Genomic DNA, 22,961 nt, shown 5'->3' on the forward strand with positions numbered 1-22,961 from the left:
ATGGCGGCCGCGCAGTAAAGAGATCTTGCCTTCTCAGAATGTATAGCGAGCGCCGAACATATAACGTGGACCCGTCTGCGTCGCATAGAGCAGCTGATCCTTGTTGCGGCCGTGCAAACGCTGTACGCCGTCATTGAGGTTGATCACCTCGGCCTGCAGGCTCAGTTTCTCGGTCAGCTTGTAGCCAATATTGACGTCGACCTGACCATAGGCATCGGTATAGACCGGGTTGGGCAAGCCGGTGCCGTCGAAACGCGAGGTCAGGAATTCATCCCGCCAGTTATAGGCCACACGCACCGACCATTTGTCGTTCTCAAAGAAGCCGACCAAGTTGGCCGAATCGCTCAAGCCTTCCAGGGCAAACTGCTCGCCGCGGTTCTTGTTGTCGTACTTGAGCCCCGAGGTGACATAGGTGTAGTTGGCCGAGACGCCGAAGCCACTCTTGCCGAACATATGCTGGACGTTGAACTCCAGACCGTTGAGGCTGTCCTTGCGCTGATTGGCCGGTGTGGTGATGGCAAAGGTGGCGATCGGATCGCTGGCCTGGCCGGGGATCACGCCGGTCTGGTTGCCATTGGCATCGTCCTTGCCGCGCACCACACCGCCCTGGCCGTTCTTGTTCAGGAAGATGTAGTTGCGGATGCAGGTGATATCGGACGTGACGCAGCCCTTGGCGATCGCCTCCTTGAAGAAGGTGCCGCCGGCCGGTGTACGCAAATTGAAAGGCGTGCCCTGGGTCGTCGTTGTGCCGATGAAGTTCTCGATGTTCTTCTTGAAATAGCCCAGCGACAAGAAGCTGGCCTTGGCGTAGTACCACTCGCCGGACAAATCGAAGTTCTTGGACTTCAAGGGCTTCAGCGCCGGGTTGCCCTGCGCGCCGGTGCCGCCGTCGATACGGGCCAGCTGGTTCAGCGTCTGCCCGCCCTGGATGTCACCCCAGCCGGGGCGGCCAATGGTTTCGCTATAGCTGGCGCGTGCCTTGACGTCGCGGGTCACGTCCACGTCCACGTCCACGCTGGGCAGGAAGTATTTGTAGCTGCCTTCCAGCGTGGTGTAGCCAGGAGCACCAAACTGCACCGAGAACTCGTTATTGGCCACCCAATTGATACCGGTGGCGGTGGGCACCAGAGCGGTGGCCGTCACATCGGTTTTCTCGTAACGCACACCGAAAGCGGCATTGACCGGCAGGCCTAACTCCCAGCTGGTGCTGTACTGCAAAAAGCCGCTCTGGGTCTTTTCTTGCACCTTGCGGTCGGTCGTGAACTGGTTGGAGGCGCGGTAGAGCGAATCGTCGCCGGCGGCCTTGGCGGCCAGGGCGCGCACCGTCTCGAAGTCGAAGGTGAAGAACTGATTGAACAGCGTCGGGCTGTCATGGCCGCTCATTTGCTTGAAATAGGGGCTGATGCTGTCGGCGCGCCAGACATTGTCCGGATAGTCGGCGGCATTGGTGGCGCCACCCCAGGTGTCGCGCTGCACATTGGAGAAGGCCGAGCGGTTGTCGACCTTGTTCAGGCTCATGCCGAAGTCCAGACGAGATTCGTCCGAGAGCTTGTAGTTGCCGGTCAACTGCCCTTGGTCGATGGACGACTTCATATAGCTGTTGCGGAAGGACGAGCCCGTCACCATCATCTTGGATGCGTCGATATTGCCGCCGGCCACGCTCAGGACCGGGAACTTCTGGGTGAAGTCCACGGCCGTGGTGCCACGCGTAAAGCTGGCCGTGCCCAGGCTGGAGTTGGAGCCGTAAGGGCTGTCGGCACCGGATGTCGCCGTCGAATGGTGGGCATCAAACTCCAAGGTGAGCTTGTTGCTTGCCTTCCAGGCCAGGTTGAAGCCGGTGGAGTTGTTCTCGTTCTTGGTCGCGTATTGCGCGCCGCCCATGGACAAGTCGCTGGTGGCCGGAACGATAGTTTCCGAATAGATCTTGGGGCTGCTGACCGGGCCGCTGTTCCAGCTGCTGGACGAAGGGCCGAAGTTGAACCAGACCGACAACTCATTGCGCTTGGTCTGGATCTTGTTCTGGGAGTAGGTGTAGTCCAGCGTGGCCGTTAGGTCATTGATGGGCTTGTATTGCAGCGTCACCTGGCCGTTCGTGCGTTGGCGCTGAATGCCGTTGACCGAATAGGCAAAGTTCTGCGGCACCGAATAGATATCGGTCGGGCCAGGGCGATTGATGATGTTCTCTGAGCCTGGCGTGCCGGGCTGGGGGATGGTGCCCCAGTTGTTCTCGTCGCCGGCAAAGGGCCGCCAGCCATTGGCCACCGCCGCCTGGTTGTAGCCCAGATTGCGTTCCTGATAGCTGCCGCTGATGGCGATGCCGAACTTGCCATCGGCGAAGGTGTTGCTGTAGATGCCCGAGACTTCGGGCGTGACTTCGCTGCCTTGCAGCGGGTCGGGCAGGCGGCCGTTGGAGGTGTCATGCACGCCCTTGACGCCGAGGCTGGCGCGCAGGCCGGGGTTGTCCAGCGGCCGGGCGGTCTTGATATTGATGGTGGCGCCGATGCCGCCGGCCGGCGACGCGGCACGGCTGGTCTTGAAGACCTCGATGCCGGCGATCGACTCCGAGGCCAGATTGGCGAAGTCAAAGGCACGCGAGTTCGAGACCGTGGTGTCGGCGATGCTGGAGGCGGGCATTTGCCGGCCGTTCAAGAGCACCAAGTTGAAGTCGGGGCCGACGCCGCGCACGGTGACGCGCGAACCCTCGCCAATCGAGCGGTCGATCGAGACGCCACTGATGCGCTGCAAAGACTCGGCCAGATTGGTGTCGGGGAACTTGCCGATGTCTTCGGCCACGATGCCGTCGACCACGCCTTGCGCATTGCGCTTGAGGTTCATCGACGAGCCCAGGCTGCCGCGAATGCCGGTGACGACGACGGCCTCCAGCACATTCGCGGCTGCCGGCTGTTCGCTCGCTGGCGGCGTCGCTTGTTGTGCATGGGCGCTGCCCATGCCGGCCACGCAAAGCCCGCAGGCCAGGGCCAGCTTGCTCATTTGAAACACAGGGCCGACAGCTTGGCTGGACCGCTGGACTGGGGTGTTGATCATGTTTGTCTCCGTTCGTAGTTTTCTAAAGGCCACATTCGTTCGATGGGCCTAGGGGCAAGCTGGGCTTGCCCACTTTTTTTGAACTGTCAATTTTTCAGGTTCTTTGAAAGCGCTTTCATAACCATACTGATTTTTGCCTTTGGGTGAATCTAGGGAACTCCCTTGCTTTGTTGTTTTTCCGAGCTTTGGGCTTGCAGCGCTCAGCCGAGCGCTGCCGCATCCAGGGCGCGCGATGCGCCAATCAAGGCCGGCGAGGCCGCCGCGTCGATGACAAAAGTGGGCACGGCCGCGAGGTAGTTGGCGAAGCGCCCTTTGGCCTCAAAGCGCTCTCGAAAGCGTGAGGCCGCCAGTTCCGGCAACAAGCGCGGCACGACGCCGCCGCCGACATAGACGCCACCACGGGCGCCATAGGTCAGCGCCAGATTGCCGGCAAAGCTGCCCAGGAAACGAAAGAACAGGTCCAGCGCGGCCAAGCAATCCGGATCGCGCAGCTCGCGTGCGGCGGCAATCAGCGCTTGAGGGCTGGTCAGGGGCGCGGGCCGGCCGGCCAATTGCGCCGCGGCCTGATAGAGATTGAGCAGGCCAGGCCCGGACAAAGCCCGCTCCGCCGAAGCGTGACCGAAGCGCTGGCGCAGGCAGTTGACGATGGCCGCCTCTTGCTCATCGATAGGCGCCAGGCTGGCGTGACCGCCCTCGCCGCTGATCGGCGCGTAATTTCCGCTGCCGCTCTGGCTGGCACCGCCCGCACTGCCAGCACCTCCAGCACTCCCAACCGGCAAAAGCCCCGCCACACCGAGGCCGGTGCCTGCGCCCAAGACCGCCATAGCCTCGCCCGCCACCGCGCTGCCACCGCCAATTTGGCGCAATTGCTCGGGCCGCAGTGCCGGCAAGGAAAGCGCCAGCGCGGTGAAGTCGTTCAGCACCGCCAGGCGCTGCACGCCCAAGCTTTGCTTGAGCTGGGCAATCGAGAAGGACCAATGGTGATTGGTCATGCGCACCCTGTCGCCGACGATGGGGTTGGCGATGCCGATCGCGCAGGCACGCGGGCGCGGCTTGCCCTGCTCCGCCAGGTATCTGGCGATCGCCTCTTGCAGCGAGGCCTGCTCCGCGCACTTGTAGCTGACGATGTCTGCCACCGCGCCGTCGGCATCCTCGCCCCAGGCGAAGCGGGCATGAGTGCCTCCCACATCGCCAAGCAGACGCGGATACAAAGACGCGGTGGCATTCAGGCTCATGAGATCCTTTGCGAAGCAAATTTCGGAACACTTGACGGCAGCCGCCGCAATGCCACAATCGTAATGAAAGCGCTTTCATGAAGCAAGCACTGGTTTTCCCTGGTGTGCAAGAACAGCGCCCACATGTCCCGGCCCTCCTCACCTTTCCTTCCTCACCTTTCCTCTCACCTCAAAACACCCAGCGCCATGCCCGCATCCAAACCCGGCCTTTCAAACTCCTTGCCAGAACCCTTGCAGCTGCGCTGCGTGCTGAGCACGGCCGACGGCCAACACCGGCTCGCCGAACAAGCGCCACTGTTGCTGCAAGGCCCTGCCGGCGCCAATTCGGCGCACAGCGACTTGCCCAGCGTGATGGTCCACAGCGAGCGGCGCTTTCAAACCCTGCTGGGCTTTGGCGGCGCCTTCACCGAAGCCGCGGCCGTCACCTGGGGCGCGCTGCCCGAAGCCGAGCGCGCCGCGCTGCTGCGCCAATACTTTGATGCCGACAGCGGCCACGGCTACACGCTGTGCCGGCTGCATATGAACAGCTGCGACTTCGCGCTGGGCAACTACGCCCATGCGGCGGTGGCCGGTGACGTGCTGCTGGAGCATTTCAATATCGAGCGCGATCGCAAGGCGCTGCTGCCGATGATCAAGGCGGCACAGGCGCTTGTGCAGCAGGCGGGGTCGACATCTATCCGCTTGCTGGCCTCGCCCTGGAGCCCACCGCCCTGGATGAAGAGCAACGGGCAGATGAACCAGGGTGGCGAGTTGCTGCCCGAATATGCTGCCGTCTGGGCTCAATGTTATGTCCGTTTCATCCAGGCTTATGCGGCCGAGGGCGTGCCGATCTGGGGCCTGACGGTGCAGAACGAACCGGCCGCCACGCAACGCTGGGATTCATGCATCTACAGCGCCGAGCAGGAACGCGATTTTGTGCGCGACCATCTCGGGCCCGCCTTGGCTGCGGCCGGCTTGGGCCACGTCAAGATCATCGTCTGGGACCATAACCGCGACCTGATGGTGGAGCGCGCGGCGGCCGTCTACAGCGACCCCGAGGCGGCCAAATATGTCTGGGGCTGCGGCTTCCACTGGTATGGCGAAGACCATTTCGAGCATGTGCAACTGCTGCACGACGCTTGGCCTGACAAGGCACTGCTCTTCACCGAAGGCTGCCAGGAAGGCGGCCCGCACCTCGGCTCCGCCGCTCTGGGAGAGCGTTATGCCCGCAACATCATCAACGACCTGAACCGCTGGACGGTCGGCTGGATCGACTGGAACCTGCTGCTGGATGAAACCGGCGGCCCGAACCATGTCGGCAATTTGTGCAGCGCACCCATCATGGCCAATCGGCAGACGGGCGAGTTGATGCCGCAAAGCTCGTATGACTATCTCGGCCATTTCGCCCGCTTCATCAAGCCGGGCGCGCAGCGGCTGCTGTGCGCGGCCAGCAAGCAGAACCTGGAGGTCACGGCCTTCGTCAACCCTGACGGCAGCAAAGTGCTGGTCGTACTCAACCGCAGCGAGGCCGCCATTCACTACACGCTCAGATTGGACGCTAGGCAATGCCAGGCGCTAGCGCCGGCGCGCTCGATCAGCAGCTTTGAACTCTCGGCTTGAAGGTCGGGCGGGCTGACTCAGCCGCCCGCCTTTTCCTGGTGGGCCAGCAAGGCCTGCTCAAAGCGTGCCACCGTGGGACCTATCAGCGGACGGTAAAGCGGCCGCAGCAGCCAGTTCGGCAGCCAGCGGCCGCGCTCCTCCGCTGCCACTCGGGCGCGTGGGTGTTCCATGAAGCGATAGGCGCTGGGTCGGTAGCCGGCGCTGCTGCGGCGGAATTCGATCCGGTCCAGATGCTTGATGCTTTTGTAGCCGTAATGCGCCGGCGCCAGCAAACGCAGCGGCGCGCCATGGTCCAGCCCCAAGGCCTCGCCGTTCAGGCTGTCGGCAAGCAGCACATCGTCGGCCAGCAGATCTTCCAGCACCATGCAGCTGCGCGCTCCATCCTGGCCGCGCAGGATCACAAAGTCGGCGCCGCTCACGGGCCCGGCTTTGGGCAAAACCAATTGCTGATAGAAGTCGCGAAAGCGCACCCCGCCCCAGCGCAGGCCCTTATGCGTCCAGGTGGTGACGCAGTGAAAGTCGGCGCGGATCTCCACACGCGGCAAACTCAGCAAATCGCTGCGATAGATCTCGATCTGCGTCTGCAGTTCCCCCAGGATTTGCAACTTGATCGTGCTCGGCTGCGCCGGAAAGCGCGTGGCGAATTGAGTCAAACCAAAGCGCGGAAAAGCCTCGGTCTCGCGCTGCCCCGGCGGCACATCAGAAGCAATAGGTTTCATGGCTTTGCCAATTGTTCATACGCCTGCGTCCGATCAGTTCGCATGCTTTGAGTAAGGCACCTTCAAGATTCGGTCGCCGGTGAATGAACCCAGATAGAGCGAGTTGCGCAGTTGTTGCGCGACGGTCGCCGCGCCCATCGGCGGGCCGGCATGCTGAAACACTTGTTCCAAGGCCAAACTCTGCGGATTGACTCGAAAAATACTGAATTCCAGGCCACAGGTATCACCTGTATTTTTAATGCAATACAAATTTTCGAGTCGATTTCCGGTCAGCGAAGCCACCAGCAAAAAACCATTTTCATCCCAGGTCATATTGTCCGGGCGTTCAATTTTCGCCCTGGCCAAAACGGCGCCGCTGCGGCGGTCTATTTTGCGAATCTCATTCCCCGAAGTAACGCTGACAAATACAGTGGTTTCGTCCGCAGCAAGTTCAATACCGTTCAGAAACGGGCCGCGGCTGCCCTCTAAAACTCGGAACTCAGTTTCGGCCGCCGGCAGCCACTCGAAGGCATAGCCGGTATCGACGCCCAACTGAGATTTCCAGATGCCGGTACTGATGCCGAACAGGCTCGGCGCCGTTCGGTCAAACATATGGCTGGCGATAAAGCCGCCATTGCGCAGCAGCGTCACGCTATTGATGGAAACTTCCGCGGGCGGCATCACGCAACCGCGCCAACTCAAACTGTATTGCTCACCCTGTTTGAGCAATTCAAACATTTCGATACGCATGCCTTGGCCGTGGTTGACGGCCGCCACCTGCCAACGGCCATCGCTGCGCTGTTTGAGCGAAATACCCAATGGTGAAAACTCTGCACCCGGTTGACCCTGGCAATTGCTCGCGCCCCAGTTTTGGCCAGCCGAGCCTCCCGACGCGATGCCAATGGGAAATGCCGTAGTGATGGTCTTGCTCCGTGTATCAAAAAACGCCAAGCTGCCTGAACTCGGCCGGCCGAGCGTCCCGACCTGGCTCACCAGCAGGGTTTCTCGGTCCGGTAGCACCCGAATATCTTCGGGATTTTTAAAACCACAAATGCTTGCGATGGCGCTTTCATATTGACTATCTCTGTCACATGGTGGGATCGCTGGGCTGCTGCAGCCGATCAACAATAGACTGCCCAGTGCGAGTAAATATAGTCGCGGCGATTCAGTTTTGAACGGCTTAAGTTTCATGTCTATGGATACCCTGCTGAATCAGCGTTTGTTTTTCAATGTGCTGACAAAGTGGTCGATAATTTTTTGCTTGATTTCCGGCGCTGTTTCTTTGCTGAAGCCATGCCCGGTTGGATAGGATTGATGCGTGGCAGGATATTTGAAATGATGCGCCTTCAGGTATTCCATGATGTCATGGCTCATCGGTGTTCCGGGCCATATTTGGTCGTTCTCCGCCGAGATCAACAAGATCGGGCCGCCAATTTTTTCAAATGCAAAGGTGGCTTTCTGGACTTTGTCAACGTCTTGCAAAGCCTTCTCGAACCGTTGAATCTGCGTGGAATTTTTCAAATCCGGCAAATCCATCGCAGGAATATCCTTGCCTTGATAGGTCCACGCAGATTGTGAACTGGTCATCCCCGACCATGCCACCTTGCTCGGCGTGGTGATTGCGACCGATTTGATGCGCGGGTCGAGAATAGCCAAGAGAAAGCCAGCCTCCGAGCCGCGCGAACCGCTGACCACGCCAATGCGTGAAGCATCGATTTCCTTGACAGTTTCAGCGTAGTCAATTGCGCTGATGAAATATTCCATAGGAATATGGTCCAAGGTGGCCGGCAAACCCGCCTCGGTTTTGAAATAGACCAAACCGATGAGTGCAATGCCGTTGGAGGCCATCATCTCGCCATTGGCGTCCGCAAAACCCCAACTCGGGTCCGAACCGCCGAAGCCGATCACCACCGGAACTTGTTCCTGGGTCTTGGGCAAATACAAGCGCGCGGCAAGATTCTTGTATTGAATCGTCTTGACCTCGTATTCATAGCTGCCGGCGAGGCATTGCCCGACAAAAAACACGCATCCGGCGATGAAGAGTAGCCATTGTTTGAACATGATGGGCATGATGGGCATGATGAGAGATGTTCTTGGTGGGTGCTGCGGGTGACTGACCTAGGGTCCGTCAATTACAGCGCGTGCTGAAGAAAAAATGCCCGACAGAGTTTCGCGACCTGCTGAGGCCGTTCGACCATGGGGACATGCCCGACTTTGTCGAGCACGATCTTGCTGCTGCCTTGAATGGATTGGTGCAGCAGGTCCGCGTCGTCGACATGGACGACGCAGTCTTCGCGACCCCAGATGATCAAGCAGGGAACCCGGATGCGGGTCAAAACATCGCGCTGGTCGAAGCTGTGCTCAATGTCGGCCAGCACCTTGCGTTCGATCTTGGCGCGGCGCTTCTTGTCCTCCAGCAACAAGTTCAGCATGAAAGCCGGAATGTAGATCGGCTTGACCATGGCAACCGCCAACATGCGGCGATAGTCGGCCGGGCTTTGGATGTCCAGCATGGCGTTGCTGCCGTCCTTGGCCATTTCTTCCAACAGCCAGCTGGGCCGGGTTTGCGCACCGAGGCAGCCCATCAGCACCAAGCCCTTGACGAGTTGCGGATGTTGATGGGTCAAGCGCAGTGCTATTGCGCCACCCATCGAGCTGCCGACCAAGCAAACCGAGCCCAAGCCCAGCGCAGCGATGAACGCCGCCATGCGCTGCGCTTGAGTGGGCACGTCGAAAGACAGGGTCAGGTCTTGCGTGCTGTCGCCATGGCCGGGCAGATCCACGGCCAAGATGCGGCGCTGATGCCCCAGCGCCTTGACCCAGCGCAGCCAGGTGGATTTGTCCGTACCCGCGCCATGCAGCAATAACAGCGTCTGCTGCGCCTGCAGTTCGCCGTTGTCCAAGTAGGCAATGCGCCCAAATGGAAGCTCCAGCACATGTCGGCTGAGACCGGCTTGCTTGAGTTCGGCGGCAAGCGCTTTCTCAAACAGCCAAGCCTGGAACTGCCGCCAGCGGGATGAGGTTTGAAGCCGCATAGGTATCAATGACCCATCAAGAAGAACTGGTTGATTTCGTTTGAGCTCAGGCACGCAGAACGTCGCCGATCGGCAGGGCCTGCAAGGCGGGGCGCTCAATCAAACTTTCGGTCAGCACCCAGCCCAGCCAGAGCCCCCCCCAAGCGCAGAGGCACAAACAGGAGCAGCCGAGCACCTCAGCGGCCTCTACGCAGCAAGAAAATGCCGGCCGGAATGGCCAACCAAAAGCCCGATTCCGGCATCAGGATCACGCCCAAAAGGCTCAGGGCCAGCAGGCCCCAAGCTTGCCGGCGGAGCGCGGCGTTCTGCCCGCTTCGCTCAAGCGACGTGATGGCCAGCGCCTGCATGGCCAGCGGGGCAGCGAAAAGCAGGAACCAGACGGCGGCAGCCGTCAGCGGGTCCTGACCGACGGTGTTGTAGACGCCTCGCCGCACAATGTCGAGCAGCGGTTGGTGCAAAAAGACCAGGGCGAACAGGGTGTGCAGCGCGGCCACGACCATCAGCCAATGGCCGATCCAGACGCGGGGAAGTGACGAAATGGTGGAGGTGCTTGTTGTGCTCATGATGCTTGGGAGCGATCAAAGTTGGGAATCAGTTTTGAGCCGCCGACTTTGAGTCGCCAGCATCGGCAGCAAGCGAGCTTCGATCTGCTCGCAAGCCCGAGCGATACCCGGCCCTTCGGCGGCCAGGCGCTGGCCGGCTTGCTGGCAGTTCTTCCGCACGGCGGGGTCGACCATCAGCCGCTGCAAGGCAGCTGCCACTTTCGGCGCCTTGTAGTGTTTGGGTGCCAATTCACTGGCCACACCCAAGCGGCACGCGCGCTGGGCGTTGTCAAACTGGTCATAGGCAGCCGGACAGATCAGCTGTGGCACACCGGCACGCAGCGCTTGAGCCGTGCTGCCGATGCCGCCATGGTGAACAAAGGCTGCCACGCGTGGCAACAAGGCGCCGAAGGGTGCGTAATCGACCTGGATCAACTCGGGCGGCAGCTCGCCGCTGATTTGCCCAGGGAAATGGGAGAGCAGAACCCCGCGCACGCCTGCCAGGCGGCAGGCCGCTATCGAGGCCTCGAAGAACGCCCGGTTGCCGGCCGAGGCGGTGCCGGGTGAGAACGCCACCGGCGCCGACCCAGCAGCCAAAAAGGCTTCCAAGGCCGGCGACAGCTGTGCGTGCTCGCCATGATCACAAAGTGGGAAGCCGGTCAAGGTCACGCCGGACGGCCAATCGCGCTGCGGCTCGGCAAACCAGTCCGGGAACAGCGCCAGCAGCAGATCGGCTTGATGGATCCAGGACTTGAAAATCTCCCGCTTGGGCGCCAAGCCCAGTTCGCTACGCCAGCGGTTCAAGGGGGCCGCAAACTGCGGTGAGTAGAAGAAACGGTCCAGCGACCACCAGACCAGGCGCTTCAGCAAGGCCGGGCTACTGGCCTTGATCCAACGCGCTGCCAGCCGCGCCGGAGCGAGGTCCGACTGGAACACCGAAGGCGCCAAATGCACTGTGGCGCAGGGCACGCCCTCTGTTTCGCCCAGCAAGCGGGCGGCAAACAGCAGCGAATTGCCAATGCAAATGGTTCTTGCTGGACGCAGCTCGGCCCGCATGGCTTGATAGTAGGCGGGGCCGAGCCGAGCCAGTTCCTGCGCGACAAGCTCAAACGCCCGGTTGGGCGTGGCGGCGGCGGTGGCTCGGAACAAGGCCTGATGCTCGGCCAGCTTGCCGACGCCGACAAAGCGCAGCCCCGCTTGCTCGACCCTGGCCTGGAAAGTCGGGTTGGCAAAGAGCAGCACCTCATGGCCGCGCGCCGCCAACGCTTGTCCAAGGGCGATAAAGGGCAATACATCACCATGGCTGCCTGCCGTGGCGATCAATACCCGCACCGGGGCGGCTGTCATGCGCCCACTCAAGCTGGTCGGCATGGTTGAAACTCCTGTCAATTGGCTTAGCGGATCCATGAGTTGCGGGTGCGCACGCGCGCGCCCAGCGTCCTGAGCATCAGCAGCAGCCCAAGGTAGGCGCGGTCGAAATAGGGCAACTCGGGGGTGACCGAATGCAGGTAACCCACGGCTTGCCGCTGCTGGGCTGGATCGGGCCGGGGCATGTCGGGGAGCCGGCCAAAGTCATAGAACTCGGCAACGAAAGGCCCTGTCTGCCAGGCGACTGTCCCGGCCAAGGCCGGCATCAGTTGTTCACGGAACTCCTGCTCGCTCAAGCTCGGCGAGATCAAGCCCAGCTCCAGATAGGCTCGCTGCACACATGGGTAGTCACGGGGCTTGCGCAGCAAAGCCGACCAAGCGGCGCTGATGCCGCCGCAGAACGAAGCACTGAGCGCTTTGCTGCAGCCAAAGTCCAACAGGCCCAAGCGGCCATCGGGCATGAATAAGTAGTTGCCCGGATGCGGGTCGGCTTGCAGGCGTTGCAGCTCGAACAGGCTGAACAAAAAGGTATCAAACAAGAGCTGCCCGAAATGGTCGCGTTCGGCTTGGCTGGGCCGGGTCGCTAACCATTCATTCAGATGCATGCCGGGCAGTCGCTGCATCGTCAACACCCGCTTGCTGCTCAAGTCGGGAAAGGTCTGCGGGACGACCAAATCAGGCCGCACAGCAAAGGCTTGCCTGAACCAGCGCATTTGCTCGGCCTCGTGCTGGTAGTCCAACTCCTCGGCCAGCTTGGCTTCGATATCGGCCAACACGCGTTCGATGATGGCGGCCTTGGGCAGGCTGTCCGAGCCGCGCGCAAAGGTCTGCAGCAAGCTGCGCAACATCGCCATATCGCTGCCGATGGAGGCGGCCATGCCGGGATACTGCAGCTTGACGGCGACCGCCTCGCCTTCTCCCTCTCCGTTTACCAGCGTCGCGCCATGCACCTGCCCCAGGCTGGCCGCAGCAAAGGCGTTCGGCTCGAATTGAGCAAACAAGTCGTCGGGTCCTTGGCCAAACTCCTGGCGCAGCAGCTTGATCACCAAGGCCCGGTTCAGCGGCGTGACCTGGTACTGTGCTTTGGCCAGTTCGCTGCGCAGGGCCTCGGGCAAGAAGCCCAACTCCATGCTGAGCAATTGCGAAGCCTTCAGCGCCGTGCCCTTGAGTTGGTTGAGCGCGCCAAACAGGATGCGGCCCAGCTTGGCTTCGTACGCGGCGCGCGCTTGCTGGCTATCCTCGGGCGAACGCGCAATGCCCTGGGCCCGGTGGCTCAGATGCGCCACACCGGCGCGCGCCACGGCCAAGCCGGCAAGCGCGCCGCGGGCGATGCGGCCAGTGCGCGGAGCTTTAGCGCTCATGGCCGAGTTGGCGCAACATCAGCGGCACGATCACGCCATGCACCGGGCCGACCACGCTCATATAGGCGCGGCCAAGTCGGTTGTGGACATGCACAACAGTGCTCATCTGCAGCTCATTGCTACCCTGCCTGAACAGCGAGACCTGCACATGCAAATGCTTGTCCTGATCCTCCACAATCACCTCCCGCTCGTCCGCGTACTGCAGCGTGAAGATGCCAACCCGCTCGCCAGGCCGGTAACTTGAGGCCGGCTTGCGCCGATCGCCTGGCGCCATGGCACCGAGGTTCTTCAAGCCGACCCAGCGCACCGCTTGATTGCGCAGCGCCATCAGCCTATTCATCCATGCGGGCGTGCGCGCGGACAGGTCAAGAAACTGCGCCAGCGCCGTCGCCTCGGGCTGTGTGCTGGCAAAGCGGTAACTGTCGGCAAAGTCGGCACCGGGCAAGACCCGCAGGATTCGACTGCCCTCGGGCAGCGCGGTCTTGATGAGCTTCATTTGCCGGCTCCGCTCAAGCTCATGCGCGCAAACTTGAGCACATCCAGCAAGCCATTGCCGTCGCGCAGCAAGCGCGTCAACTGGCTGCGCAGCAGGAAGCCCCCCAAGTCCAGCGCCTTGTTGACGATGCCGCTGTGCAGGGCCAGCACCAGCAAGCCCAGACTGAGATCGACCATTTGCGTGGTGTTGGCGAATTCGTCGGAATCGTCGCGCAGCCAGTAGGCGGTGATGGCGTAGACACCGTCGGCCAGCAAGGCGGCCAAGCTGGGCTTGAAGCTGCAGGGAGCGATTTCGGCCTTGCTTTCGGCCTGCGCCAGCATCTCGGCAAAAGCCTGCTTCAGCAGCGTCTTGCCGGGCAAGTCATCGCCCATCACCGCCAAGGGCGCACCCGCTACCAGCTTGTGGGCCAAGGCGACGAACTCGCGGTCAGCCAAAAACCGCTCCAGCAGCGCATCGATCAAGAGCTGCATGCGCTCTTGCAAGCTGAAGCTGTCCAGGCCCTTGGTCTTGCCGATCTGCGCCAAGGCATCCGCAACCGCTTGCTCAAAATAGGCCAGCACCAACTTCTCCTTGCTGGGGAAGTATTTGTAAATCGTCGCGTCACCGAGTTCGGCAGCGCGCGCGATCTGCTTCATCGTCGTGCCCTCGAAGCCCTGACTCGTCATCAGGTCCACCGCGGTCTTGATGACGAGGCGGCGGTTCTTTTCTGTTTGTGACTTTGAGATGCGCATTTTGATACCAGCTACTCTTTGCGAGATTGTTTTCTTTATTTAATCAATAGTCAATATCTTTTAATGCTTGCAGATCTATGCCACCAAGCCAACTCCGGCTGGCCGCTATCGCCCGGTGGGCGACCCTACTGCGGGCTAATGCCTATGCCGAACGACTGCAATACACATTCGGCGAACGCTTGGCTTCACTACACTGCAGCCGGGCAGGCGTGAATATGTCGCAAGAGCCGTCCATTCGGCTTCGAAATCGGCCCCAACGCAGCCGGCCTGGGAATCAAGTCAGTCACGACGATGTCGATAGCAAAGGCAATGAGCAGACACAACTCCGCGAGCAACTTGGCGGCACGGTCACCCGTGGGCCTGCGCTTGGCCGGCGCTTGCCTGTTTAGCGGACTTCGCTTGGGTATGAGCCTTGGCTTGGCCGTGGGTCTGAGCGCCTGCAAGCCGGAGCCTTCGCCAGATCCTGCTCCACCGAGCAACGCTTCGGCCGCGCCTGTGAGCACGGCCACCAGCAATGTCTCTGTGATGAAAGAGCTGGCTCGCATCGAACGGGCCGGGCCCGTCAAGCCGGCCGACAGTGAGCGGGAGCTGCTGGCCTTGCAAAGCCAGCTCAAGCCGGGCAGTGCGGAGCTGCTGGAGCTGCTGATCTTGCGCGGCCAACTTGCGGTCGTTCGCCGCGACACGGCCAGCACTGCGACCATTTTGCGAACACTCGCCGATTGGCCGAATCAACGCAATCAGGCCGAGGCAGGTCTGGCACGGCATTGGCTGATGGCGCGCGCTTTGAACCAAACAGGTCAGCTGGAGCTGGCCAAAAAGGAGTTAGCCGAGCTGAAGGGCTATAGCGCCGGCCAGACCTCGGCGCTGCGACGCGCTCATGCCTTGTTGGGCCGCATGCAATCGGACACCGGCAACGCCGACGCCGCCTTGCTCAATTTGCACCAAGCGCTGAAGATGGCCGAAAGCACCGGCGTCGGTTGGCGCCGGGTCGATCCGCTGGTCGGCTTGGCCAATGCTTACGTAGAGGCACAACAGCTTGAGCGCGCCGAGCAAACCATCACCGAAGCCTTGCGTGAAGCCGAGCGCGACCCCGACACGTATATGTTGTTGAATGTGCAGACCTTGCGCGGCATCGTCTATGCAGAGCAGGGCAAACACGCTTTGGCGCAGCAGGCCAAGCAAGAAGCGCTGGAACATGCGCGACGCTCGGGTGTCCCGGATTTTTTATCGCTGGCCCTGGCCAACTACGCGGACCATCATCTCAAGCAAGGCAATTACACCGAGGCCTTGCGCCTGTCGGAAGAAGCCCTGCCGCTGGCGCTCAAGAGCCAAGACCTGGCCTCGCAGGCGGTCGCCCTGGCGAATATGGGTTTGGCAAAAATTGCACTCAAGCGCATCGATGAAGGCACGCGGGATGCCTTGGCCGGCATCGCGATAGACGAGAAGCGCGGCGCCAATAGCGGCGCTTCGATTGGCTGGCAAGAGCTGGGCGCCTATTTGGAAAAAGCCGGCGATCTGCCTGGGGCCGCCAAGGCCTATCACCAATACCGCAAGCTGATCGACCAAGCCCTGCGGGCCGACACCCGCAAGGCCGTGCTGGAGGCGCAAGCCCGTTACGACGATGAACGGCGTGCCAAAGAAGTGGAACTGCTGGGCCGCGACATGAACTTGAAGGCCGAGCAAATCCGCGAGCGCGATTTGCGCCTCCGGCTTTGGGCGGCGCTGGGCGGCTGCGTGCTCTTGTCCGGTGTGCTGCTGGGCCTGGCCTATCAGCGCATTCGCAAAACCAACCTGGCACTGGCCAGCAGCAACGCCGCGCTGCGCCTGCAGGGGGAGCGCGACCCGCTGACCGGCTTGTCGAACCGGCGGTATTTCCAGGCCGCGATCAAACGCCTGGCCGACCAGGGCAAGCTCAGTGGCAGCGTGTTTTTGATCGATATCGACCATTTCAAGCGCATCAATGACAGCCATGGTCACGCGGCGGGTGACAGCGTGTTGGTCGAAATCGCCGAGCGCCTGCGCGCGACGCTCAGAGATGAGGACTTGGTGGTGCGCTGGGGCGGCGAAGAATTCCTGATCGTCGTCGACACGCGCGACGCCGCCTATGCCGGCGCCTTGGCGCAACGCTTGCTCGACAACATAGGCGGCAAGGCCGTCTCTCATGGCACCCAAAGCATCGCCATCACCGCCTCGATTGGTTTCGCCAGCTTCCCCGTCGCACCACAGCAATTGGCGCTGAGCTGGGAGCGCGCCATCGATTTGGTTGACACCGTGATGTATATGGCCAAGGCCCATGGGCGCAACAAGGCCTATGGCATCCAGGCCATAGACGCGCAGGACGAGGCCGGTCTCTTGAGCTTGGCCGCGCGCATGGAGGCCGCCTGGCATGAGGGCCGTATCCAGTTGCTGGCCTTGCAGGGCCCCGAACCGGTGCCGCTCTCAACATGACGGGCTTGCGCACCCAACCCTGGATCGGTCTGCTGCTGATGCTGGCCTGCGCCGCCGCTTGGGCGGCGGATATTGGCGGCAAAGCCGCGTTCGACCCCGCCTTGGACGCCCAGCTCGCTCGCCTGCAACGGATCGCTTACGACAAGCCGGCCTTGGCGCTGCAAATCTTGCAAAAGTTGCGGCTCGATCCCGCCCATGCCGCCAACAGCCAGCAACTGCTGTTGGCCGAGGGTCGCATGCAGGCAGCGGCCGGCAATGACGCGGCCGTCGAGGCCATTGCCACCAACTTGAGTCAGTACCCGCAGAGCCAGGCGCAAGTCAGCCTCTTGCGCGCGCTGCATGCCGACCAAGGCGGCCGCAGCCTGCAAGCGGCCGAATACGCTGAACAAGCGCTGGCCGGCTTGGCGCCGCAATGCGGTCTAGAGCCATTGGGCCAGCCGATGGCCGAGGACTGCGACTTCCGCAGCGCCTGGGCGGCCTTGCGCGTATTGACCCGCAAGCGGCAAAACGAAGGCGTCTTCAGCCTGGCCGAGGCGTCAGCCCGCCAGGGCCTGGCCCTGGCCGAGGCGGGCAAAGACCACTATTTGCAAGCGCTGAGCATGGGGGGCTTGGCCGTGCTCAGCCTCTTGTCGGGCCAGACAGATGACATGCATCGGTGGCTGGCGCAAGGCCAGAAAATTTCCGAAGGCGATGTGCTGGCGATGGCATACATGAAAGCTTTTGAAGCAGCACTGGCCTCGCGGACCGGGCGGCCGGCCGAGCAACTGCGCGCCTTGGAAGAAGGCCTGGCCCTCGCCACCCAAGCCGATGCGCCGCACTTGATGGCCCAGATGCAGGTCGGCTTGGCCGATATCTATGTACGCTTGCAGCAGCCCAAAAAGGCCATTGCGGCGGCCGAAATCGCGCTGCCGCAACTGCATGCCCTGGCTGATCAACGGCTGGAACGCGCTGCCCGCCACAACTTGGCCCTGGCGCTGATCCAAGCGCGGCAATTTGAGCGCGCACGGCGTGAGTTGACCTTGCTGGCCGAGATGCGGCAGGACTGGAGCGACCACGCCGTCTTGATCGAGGAGTTGCGCGAAGAGGGCGAAGCCTGGGCCGCCGCCGGCCAGGCCAAGGAGGCCTTGGCGAACTTTCATGCCGAGCGCAGTTTGAACGCCGAACTGGTGGCCTTGAATCGTGAAGCCTCGCTGCGTCAATTGAAAATCAAATACGACAGTGAGCGCAAGCAAGCCGATCTGGACCTGCTGATCCGTGACAAAAGCCTGGTCGACAAGCAACTCGCCAACCGCCACCTTGCGCAGCAGGTGGGCTTGGCCGTGGCGGCGCTGCTGGCGCTGTCGATCGGCTTGGCGGTGGTGATGGTCAAGCGCGTGCGCGAGGCCAACAGGCGACTGAAGGCCAACCAAGCCTTGCTGCGCGCGCAAAGCGAACGCGATCCGCTGACCGACCTCGCCAACCGCCGCCATTTCCTCGGCGTGATGGAACAGCAAGCCCCGGCCCAATTCAATGGCGCACTGTTGATGATAGACATTGACCACTTCAAACATGTCAATGACCAGCATGGACACGGCGTCGGCGATGTGGTGATCTGCGAAGTGGCGCGTCGGCTCAGCCATGCGGTGCGCGCCGAAGATCTGGTGGTGCGCTGGGGCGGTGAGGAATTCTTGGTCTTCGCACCCGATGTCAGCTTGGGCGATCTGGCCCATCTGGCCGAGCGCATCCTGCGCGGCGTCGGCGGCCAGACCATCCCGACCGACACAGGCCCGCTGCGGGTGACGGTGTCGATCGGTTTTGCCCATTTCCCCTTGCCGCCGTCCAAGCTCGAACTGCAGTGGGAGCAGGCGGTCAACTGGGCCGATATGGCGCTCTACACCGCCAAGTCGCGCGGCCGCAACCGCGCGATGGGCATCGCCACCGTGGACGCCCGCGACAGCGACGCGCTGACGCAGATCGAGGCCGATTTTGACGCCGCCTGCTCGTCCGAGCGGGTCAGTCTTTTGCAGGTCTTGGGCCCGTCGGCCTAAACCCGGTCTTTATGAAAATTTCTCTGCATTACGGCCGCGAGCTCGCGCAGGCCGACTTCTTGGCGGCCTTGGTGGTCGCCGTCTTGTTGATTCCACAATGCCTGGCCTACGCCATGTTGGCCGGCTTGCCTCCCCAGATTGGCCTTTACGCCAGCTTGTTGCCCCTGCTCGCCTATGCAGCCTTGGGCTCCAGCCCGGTGCTCGGTGTCGGCCCGGTGGCAGTGTTGGCGCTGATGATTGCGCAGGCGCTCGCATCATTACCGCTAGGCATCAGCCCGAGCCAGGGCGCGTTGGTTTTGGCGGCCGAAGTCGGCCTGATCTTGGCGCTGGCCGCTGTGCTGCGCTTGGATGCGCTGGCATCGCTGCTGTCGGTGCCGGTGCTGCATGGTTTCGAGACCGGCGCAACCTTGGCGATTGCCTTGAGCCAATTGCCGGTCTTGCTGGGCAGCTCGGCCAAGGGCTTTGACTTGCCCAGCGTGGTGCTCAGCCTGATGCACGGCGCGCGGCCCTGGCAGGGCTTGACCGCCTTGTTGGGCGGCTTGAGCGTTGCGCTGCTGTTGGCCGGGCGACGCTTGCCAAGCAAAGTGGCCGCGCGCCTGGCGCCGCTGCTGCTGCTCTTGGCCGCGATGGCGTTGGCCCGGTGGAGCGAGCTTCAAAACCATGACGTGGCCTTGCTGGGCGCATTGCCGCCCTTGGCCTTGCCGCTGGGCGCCCCGCCCCTGAACGCCGCGCTATGGGCAATGCTGCTGCCGCACGCGATGCTCCTGGCCTTGATGGCCTATGTCTCCAGTCTGGTCGTGGCCGAGTCGCTCGGGCGGCGCCGCGTCGGTCTGGGTGATGCACGGGTCAACCCGGCGGCCGAGTTGCGCGGCCTGGCCGGCGCCAACCTGGTGGCGGCCTTCAGCGGCGGTATGCCGGTGGCAGGGAGTTTTTCGCGCAGCGTGCTCACGCATGAGGCCGGCGGGCGCACCCGCATGACCGGGGTCTACATCGCCGGCTTGATGGCCTTGGCGCTCTTGTTGCTGGCCGAGCCACTGGCCTGGTTGCCCAAATCGGTGCTGGCCGCCACCATCATGGTGGCCGTGCTGTCGGGGCTGAAGTGGCAGCCCTATGCAGAAGCTTGGGCGTATGCGCGCAGCGAATCCTTGTTGATGATCGCCGTGACGCTGATCGTGTTGTGCTGGAGCGTAGCGGCAGGCTTAGGACTGGGCGTGCTGGGTTCTATCGCCCTCTTGCTCAAGCGCAGCGCACGGCCTCATGTGGCCTTGCTCGGGCGAGTGCCGGGCACCGAGCATTACCGCAATGTCGAGCGCTACGCGGTCGAATGCCAATCCGACGTGATGGGGCTGCGCATCGACGAGAGCCTCTTGTTCACCAATGCGCGCAGCTTGGCCGATGTGGTGCAAGGGCATCTGAGCAAGTTCCCCGACGTGCGCCGTGTCGTGATCATGATGTCGCCGGTCAACAGCATCGATTTCAGCGGCCTGGAGGCCTTGCGCGAGCTGCACGCCAGTCTGAAGCGCCAGGGTCTGCGACTGGATCTCTCAGAGGTCAAGGGCCCAGTGCTGGATCTGCTCAAGGCCAGCAACTGGACGCGCTGGTTCGATGGGCAGCTGTTCCTGAGCCATCACCAGGGCATGATGGGCGACGAGGACTGGGTCAGCCCCTGAGCAACTTCTCTTCCGCCAGCGCCAGGGCCTCGGGCACGCCCGACAACACCAAGGTGTCGCCGGCATTCAGCAAGAGCTGATCATCCGCCGCCACCACCGCGCCATTGGCGCGCCGCACCGACACCACCGACACATCGCCTGCATGCAGGGCCAGCAGCCCCAGTGCTTGATGGACATAGGCGCTGTTCGCCGGCAGCGTGACGGTGCGCAGGCGGGCATGATGACGCTCCTCGGCGGTATCGTCATCGGCGCCGTGGAAGTAACCGCGCAGCAAGCCATAACGGGCATCCCGCGCGTCACGGGTGAGGCGGATGACCCGCCGCATCGGCACGCCGACCAGCGCCAAGGCGTGACTGGCCAACATCAGCGAGCCCTCGATCGCCTCGGGCACCACCTCGGTAGCACCCGCGGCGCGCAAGCGCTCCAGGTCACGGTCGTCGATCGTGCGCACGATCACCGGCACCTGCGGCGCGTGTTGCTGCACCAAGTGCAAGATCTTCAACGCCGAGGGCGTGTCGGGGTAGCTGATCACCACCGCGCTGGCACGCGCCAAGCCAGCCGCCATCAGGCTTTGCAGGCGCGCCGCGTCGCCGAACACGACGCTCTGGCCGGCCGCCGCCGCCTGGCGCACACGGTCAGGGTCGAGGTCCAGCGCCATATAGGGAATGCTCTCGCCCTCCAGCAGCCGCGCCAGATTCTGGCCGCTGCGGCCGTAGCCGCAAATGATCACATGGCTCTCGGCCTTGAAGGCTTTCTTGGCAATCGTCGTCAGCTGCAGCGACTGCATCATCCAGTCACTGCTGGACAGCTTCATCACGATACGGTTGCTGTACATGATCAAGAACGGCGAAGCCAGCATCGACAGCACCATGCCGGCCAGGACCGGGCTGATGTATTGCGGCGCCACCAGCTGGTATTGCGCCCCCAGCGTCAAGATCACAAAGCCAAACTCGCCCGCCTGCGCAAGATAGAGGCCGGTGCGCAGCGCCACCCCGGTGGGAGCTTTGAAGAGCCAGGCCAGGCCGGCAATCAGCCCGAACTTGACCAGCACCGGCAGCACGCTCAGCAGCAGCACCAACCACCATTGATCGACCAAGGTGTGCCAGTCCAGCTTCATGCCTATGGTGATGAAAAACAGGCCCAAAAGCACATCGTGAAAGGGCCGGATATCGGTCTCCACTTGATGCTTGTATTCGGTCTCGGCGATCAACATGCCGGCCACAAACGCACCCAGCGCCAGCGACAGCCCCATATGCTCGGTCAACCAGGCCAGACCCAGCGTGACCAGCAGCAGATTGAGCATGAAGAGCTCGTCGCTCTTGTGGCTGGCCACCCGGGTCAGCCACCAGCGCATCACTTTTTGCCCGCCGACCAACAAAATCGTCAGCAGGACAACCGCCTTGATGGTCGCCCAGGCGAGCGACTCGGCCATCTCGGCGCCGCCGCTATTGAGCGCCGGGATCATCACCAGCAGCGGCACCACGGCCAGATCCTGGAAGATCAACACGGCAATCACGCGCCGGCCATGCTCGCTCTCCAGCTCCAGGCGCTCGGCCATCAAGCGCGCGACGATGGCCGTGCTGCTCATCGCCATCGCCGCGCCCAGCACCAGCGCGCCCTTCCAGTCCAGGCCCCAGCTGCTGCCCATCGCTACAAAGCCCCAGGTCAGCATGTACTGCAAGCCCACCGCGCCGACGATGGTGACCACAACCTGCCATGCCCCAAGACCGAACACCAGCCGGCGCATGCTGTAGAGCTTGGGCAGATTGAACTCCAGCCCGATCACGAACATCAAGAAGACCACGCCGAACTCGGCCAGATAGCGGATGCTGGCGGTGTCGCCGGCCAGCGCCAGCGCATTTGGTCCGACCAAGACGCCAACCACCAAATAGCCCAGCATCGGCGGCAATTTCAGCTGACGGCAGACCACCACGCCCAACACCGAGGCGACGAGGTAAAGCAGAGCGAGATCGAGCGAGGTCAGCATGACCCCGATATTAAGCGGCAGTGCGACCCTACTTGGGCGCCAAGCCCAGATCGTCGAGTCGTAACAACAACTCGGTGCGGCGCTGGCGCGCCACCACACGCCAATCCAACTCGTCTTGCGCGCCTATCAGCGCGTACAGCAGGTTGATGCTGGCGCCCGGCCATTGCTGTTTGAGCCGGGCGTAGAGCGCCACTGCGTCGTGCGCGCGCAGCTCGCTCAGGCTGTGCACGCCCAGGGCCGACAGTTGCGCACGACTCTTGGGGCCGAGGCCGCGCAGGGGCTGGGCCGCGTCCATCGCGGGCTCAGCCCATGGCGCTGCACAACTCCACCAGCGTGCCGTCCGGACAGCGCACATAGGCGACCGTCTGACCCCAGGGCTTGGTCTTGGGTGGGCTCAAGGCGGCAGCACCGGCCTTGACGGCACGCTCGAAGGCGGCCGCGACGTCATCGGTGACCAGGCCAATTTCCAAGCCCAAGGGCAGCGGGCTCGCAGCGGCCGCGACATAGTCATGCCCTACGCTGTCGCGCGCGGTCGCGTGATCGACGAAGGCCAAGGCGGTCGCCCCGGTCTCGAGCTCACCATAGCTGCCCGACTCATGCAAGAAGCGCGTCGGCAGGCCGAAGGCCGCCTCAAAAAAAGCCAGCGACGCGGCCACATCGGCAACGTAAACAATCGTATAGGCGAACTTCATAACAGACCTCTTGATGAGCGAAGCGCG

Annotated in this window: 18 protein-coding genes; 4 read left to right on the forward strand and 14 right to left on the reverse strand. The window is 62.5% G+C overall.

From position 1 onward, the window contains the following. Positions 1-33: 33 nt before the first annotated feature. Both LNV09_RS06095 and glk read right to left on the reverse strand, forming a co-directional pair. The gene (locus tag LNV09_RS06095) at positions 34-3,045 is read right to left on the reverse strand and encodes a TonB-dependent receptor (RefSeq protein WP_263556190.1); all 3,012 of its coding nucleotides are present in this window, start codon (positions 3,043-3,045) and stop codon (positions 34-36) included. Between the two features lie 200 nt (positions 3,046-3,245). After that, on the reverse strand, positions 3,246-4,280 hold the full coding sequence (gene glk, locus LNV09_RS06100) for a glucokinase (RefSeq protein WP_263556191.1): 1,035 nt from the start codon (positions 4,278-4,280) through the stop codon (positions 3,246-3,248). A gap of 186 nt (positions 4,281-4,466) precedes the next feature. Here glk and LNV09_RS06105 point away from each other — a divergent pair, with 186 nt between their 5' ends. Further along, positions 4,467-5,879, forward strand: a complete 1,413-nt coding sequence (locus LNV09_RS06105) for a glycoside hydrolase family 30 protein (RefSeq protein ID WP_263556192.1) — start codon at positions 4,467-4,469, stop codon at positions 5,877-5,879. A gap of 17 nt (positions 5,880-5,896) precedes the next feature. Here the strand turns inward: LNV09_RS06105 and LNV09_RS06110 are convergent, their stop codons facing one another. The 9 genes from LNV09_RS06110 to LNV09_RS06150 form a co-directional block, all read right to left on the reverse strand. Next, complete coding sequence (locus LNV09_RS06110) at positions 5,897-6,598, reverse strand: molybdopterin-dependent oxidoreductase (protein ID WP_263556193.1); 702 nt, start codon at positions 6,596-6,598, stop codon at positions 5,897-5,899. 33 nt (positions 6,599-6,631) lie between these two features. Beyond that, on the reverse strand, positions 6,632-7,768 hold the full coding sequence (locus LNV09_RS06115; RefSeq protein WP_263556194.1) for a hypothetical protein: 1,137 nt from the start codon (positions 7,766-7,768) through the stop codon (positions 6,632-6,634). 21 nt (positions 7,769-7,789) lie between these two features. Further along, entirely contained in the window at positions 7,790-8,656 is an 867-nt protein-coding gene (locus LNV09_RS06120) for an alpha/beta hydrolase family protein (RefSeq protein ID WP_263556195.1), read from the reverse strand. A 53-nt stretch (positions 8,657-8,709) separates the two neighbouring features. Then, positions 8,710-9,612: an alpha/beta fold hydrolase gene (locus LNV09_RS06125; RefSeq protein ID WP_263556196.1), complete on the reverse strand. Its 903-nt coding sequence runs from the start codon at positions 9,610-9,612 to the stop codon at positions 8,710-8,712. A gap of 176 nt (positions 9,613-9,788) precedes the next feature. Beyond that, positions 9,789-10,175 carry a DUF6463 family protein gene (locus LNV09_RS06130; protein ID WP_263556197.1) on the reverse strand — a complete coding sequence of 129 codons (387 nt, stop codon included), beginning with the start codon at positions 10,173-10,175 and terminating at the stop codon, positions 9,789-9,791. Between the two features lie 15 nt (positions 10,176-10,190). Then, positions 10,191-11,525, reverse strand: coding sequence for a glycosyltransferase (locus LNV09_RS06135; RefSeq protein WP_263556198.1), 1,335 nt, complete (start codon positions 11,523-11,525; stop codon positions 10,191-10,193). Positions 11,526-11,548: 23 nt separating this feature from the next. Then, positions 11,549-12,883, reverse strand: a complete 1,335-nt coding sequence (locus LNV09_RS06140; protein WP_263556199.1) for an ABC1 kinase family protein — start codon at positions 12,881-12,883, stop codon at positions 11,549-11,551. Beyond that, positions 12,873-13,379, reverse strand: a complete 507-nt coding sequence (locus LNV09_RS06145; protein ID WP_263556200.1) for a DUF2867 domain-containing protein — start codon at positions 13,377-13,379, stop codon at positions 12,873-12,875. Before LNV09_RS06145 ends, LNV09_RS06140 begins: the two co-directional genes overlap by 11 nt. Continuing rightward, complete coding sequence (locus tag LNV09_RS06150) at positions 13,376-14,110, reverse strand: TetR/AcrR family transcriptional regulator (RefSeq protein WP_263556201.1); 735 nt, start codon at positions 14,108-14,110, stop codon at positions 13,376-13,378. The genes LNV09_RS06145 and LNV09_RS06150 overlap by 4 nt, the downstream gene beginning before the upstream one ends. Positions 14,111-14,419: 309 nt before the next feature. Here LNV09_RS06150 and LNV09_RS06155 point away from each other — a divergent pair, with 309 nt between their 5' ends. The 3 genes from LNV09_RS06155 to LNV09_RS06165 are packed head-to-tail and all read left to right on the forward strand — an operon-like array spanning position 14,420 to position 20,255. After that, a complete protein-coding gene (locus tag LNV09_RS06155; RefSeq protein WP_263556202.1) occupies positions 14,420-16,558 on the forward strand; it encodes a diguanylate cyclase in 2,139 nt (712 codons plus the stop codon). Then, the gene (locus LNV09_RS06160) at positions 16,555-18,585 is read left to right on the forward strand and encodes a GGDEF domain-containing protein (protein WP_263556203.1); all 2,031 of its coding nucleotides are present in this window, start codon (positions 16,555-16,557) and stop codon (positions 18,583-18,585) included. Before LNV09_RS06155 ends, LNV09_RS06160 begins: the two co-directional genes overlap by 4 nt. A gap of 11 nt (positions 18,586-18,596) precedes the next feature. Next, complete coding sequence (locus tag LNV09_RS06165; protein WP_263556204.1) at positions 18,597-20,255, forward strand: SulP family inorganic anion transporter; 1,659 nt, start codon at positions 18,597-18,599, stop codon at positions 20,253-20,255. Here the strand turns inward: LNV09_RS06165 and LNV09_RS06170 are convergent. The 3 genes from LNV09_RS06170 to LNV09_RS06180 are packed head-to-tail and all read right to left on the reverse strand — an operon-like array spanning position 20,245 to position 22,934. Next, entirely contained in the window at positions 20,245-22,242 is a 1,998-nt protein-coding gene (locus tag LNV09_RS06170; RefSeq protein ID WP_263556205.1) for a monovalent cation:proton antiporter family protein, read from the reverse strand. The two genes, LNV09_RS06165 and LNV09_RS06170, sit on opposite strands and share 11 nt — an antisense overlap. A 28-nt stretch (positions 22,243-22,270) precedes the next feature. Next, positions 22,271-22,537 (reverse strand): TfoX/Sxy family DNA transformation protein, encoded by a 267-nt coding sequence (locus LNV09_RS06175; RefSeq protein ID WP_263556206.1) that lies wholly within the window; start codon positions 22,535-22,537, stop codon positions 22,271-22,273. Between the two features lie 7 nt (positions 22,538-22,544). Continuing rightward, positions 22,545-22,934 carry a VOC family protein gene (locus LNV09_RS06180; protein ID WP_263556207.1) on the reverse strand — a complete coding sequence of 130 codons (390 nt, stop codon included), beginning with the start codon at positions 22,932-22,934 and terminating at the stop codon, positions 22,545-22,547. Positions 22,935-22,961 lie beyond the last annotated feature (27 nt).

Source organism: Paucibacter sp. B2R-40 (genome assembly GCF_025717555.1).
Taxonomy (GTDB): Bacteria; Pseudomonadota; Gammaproteobacteria; order Burkholderiales; family Burkholderiaceae_C; genus Paucibacter_A.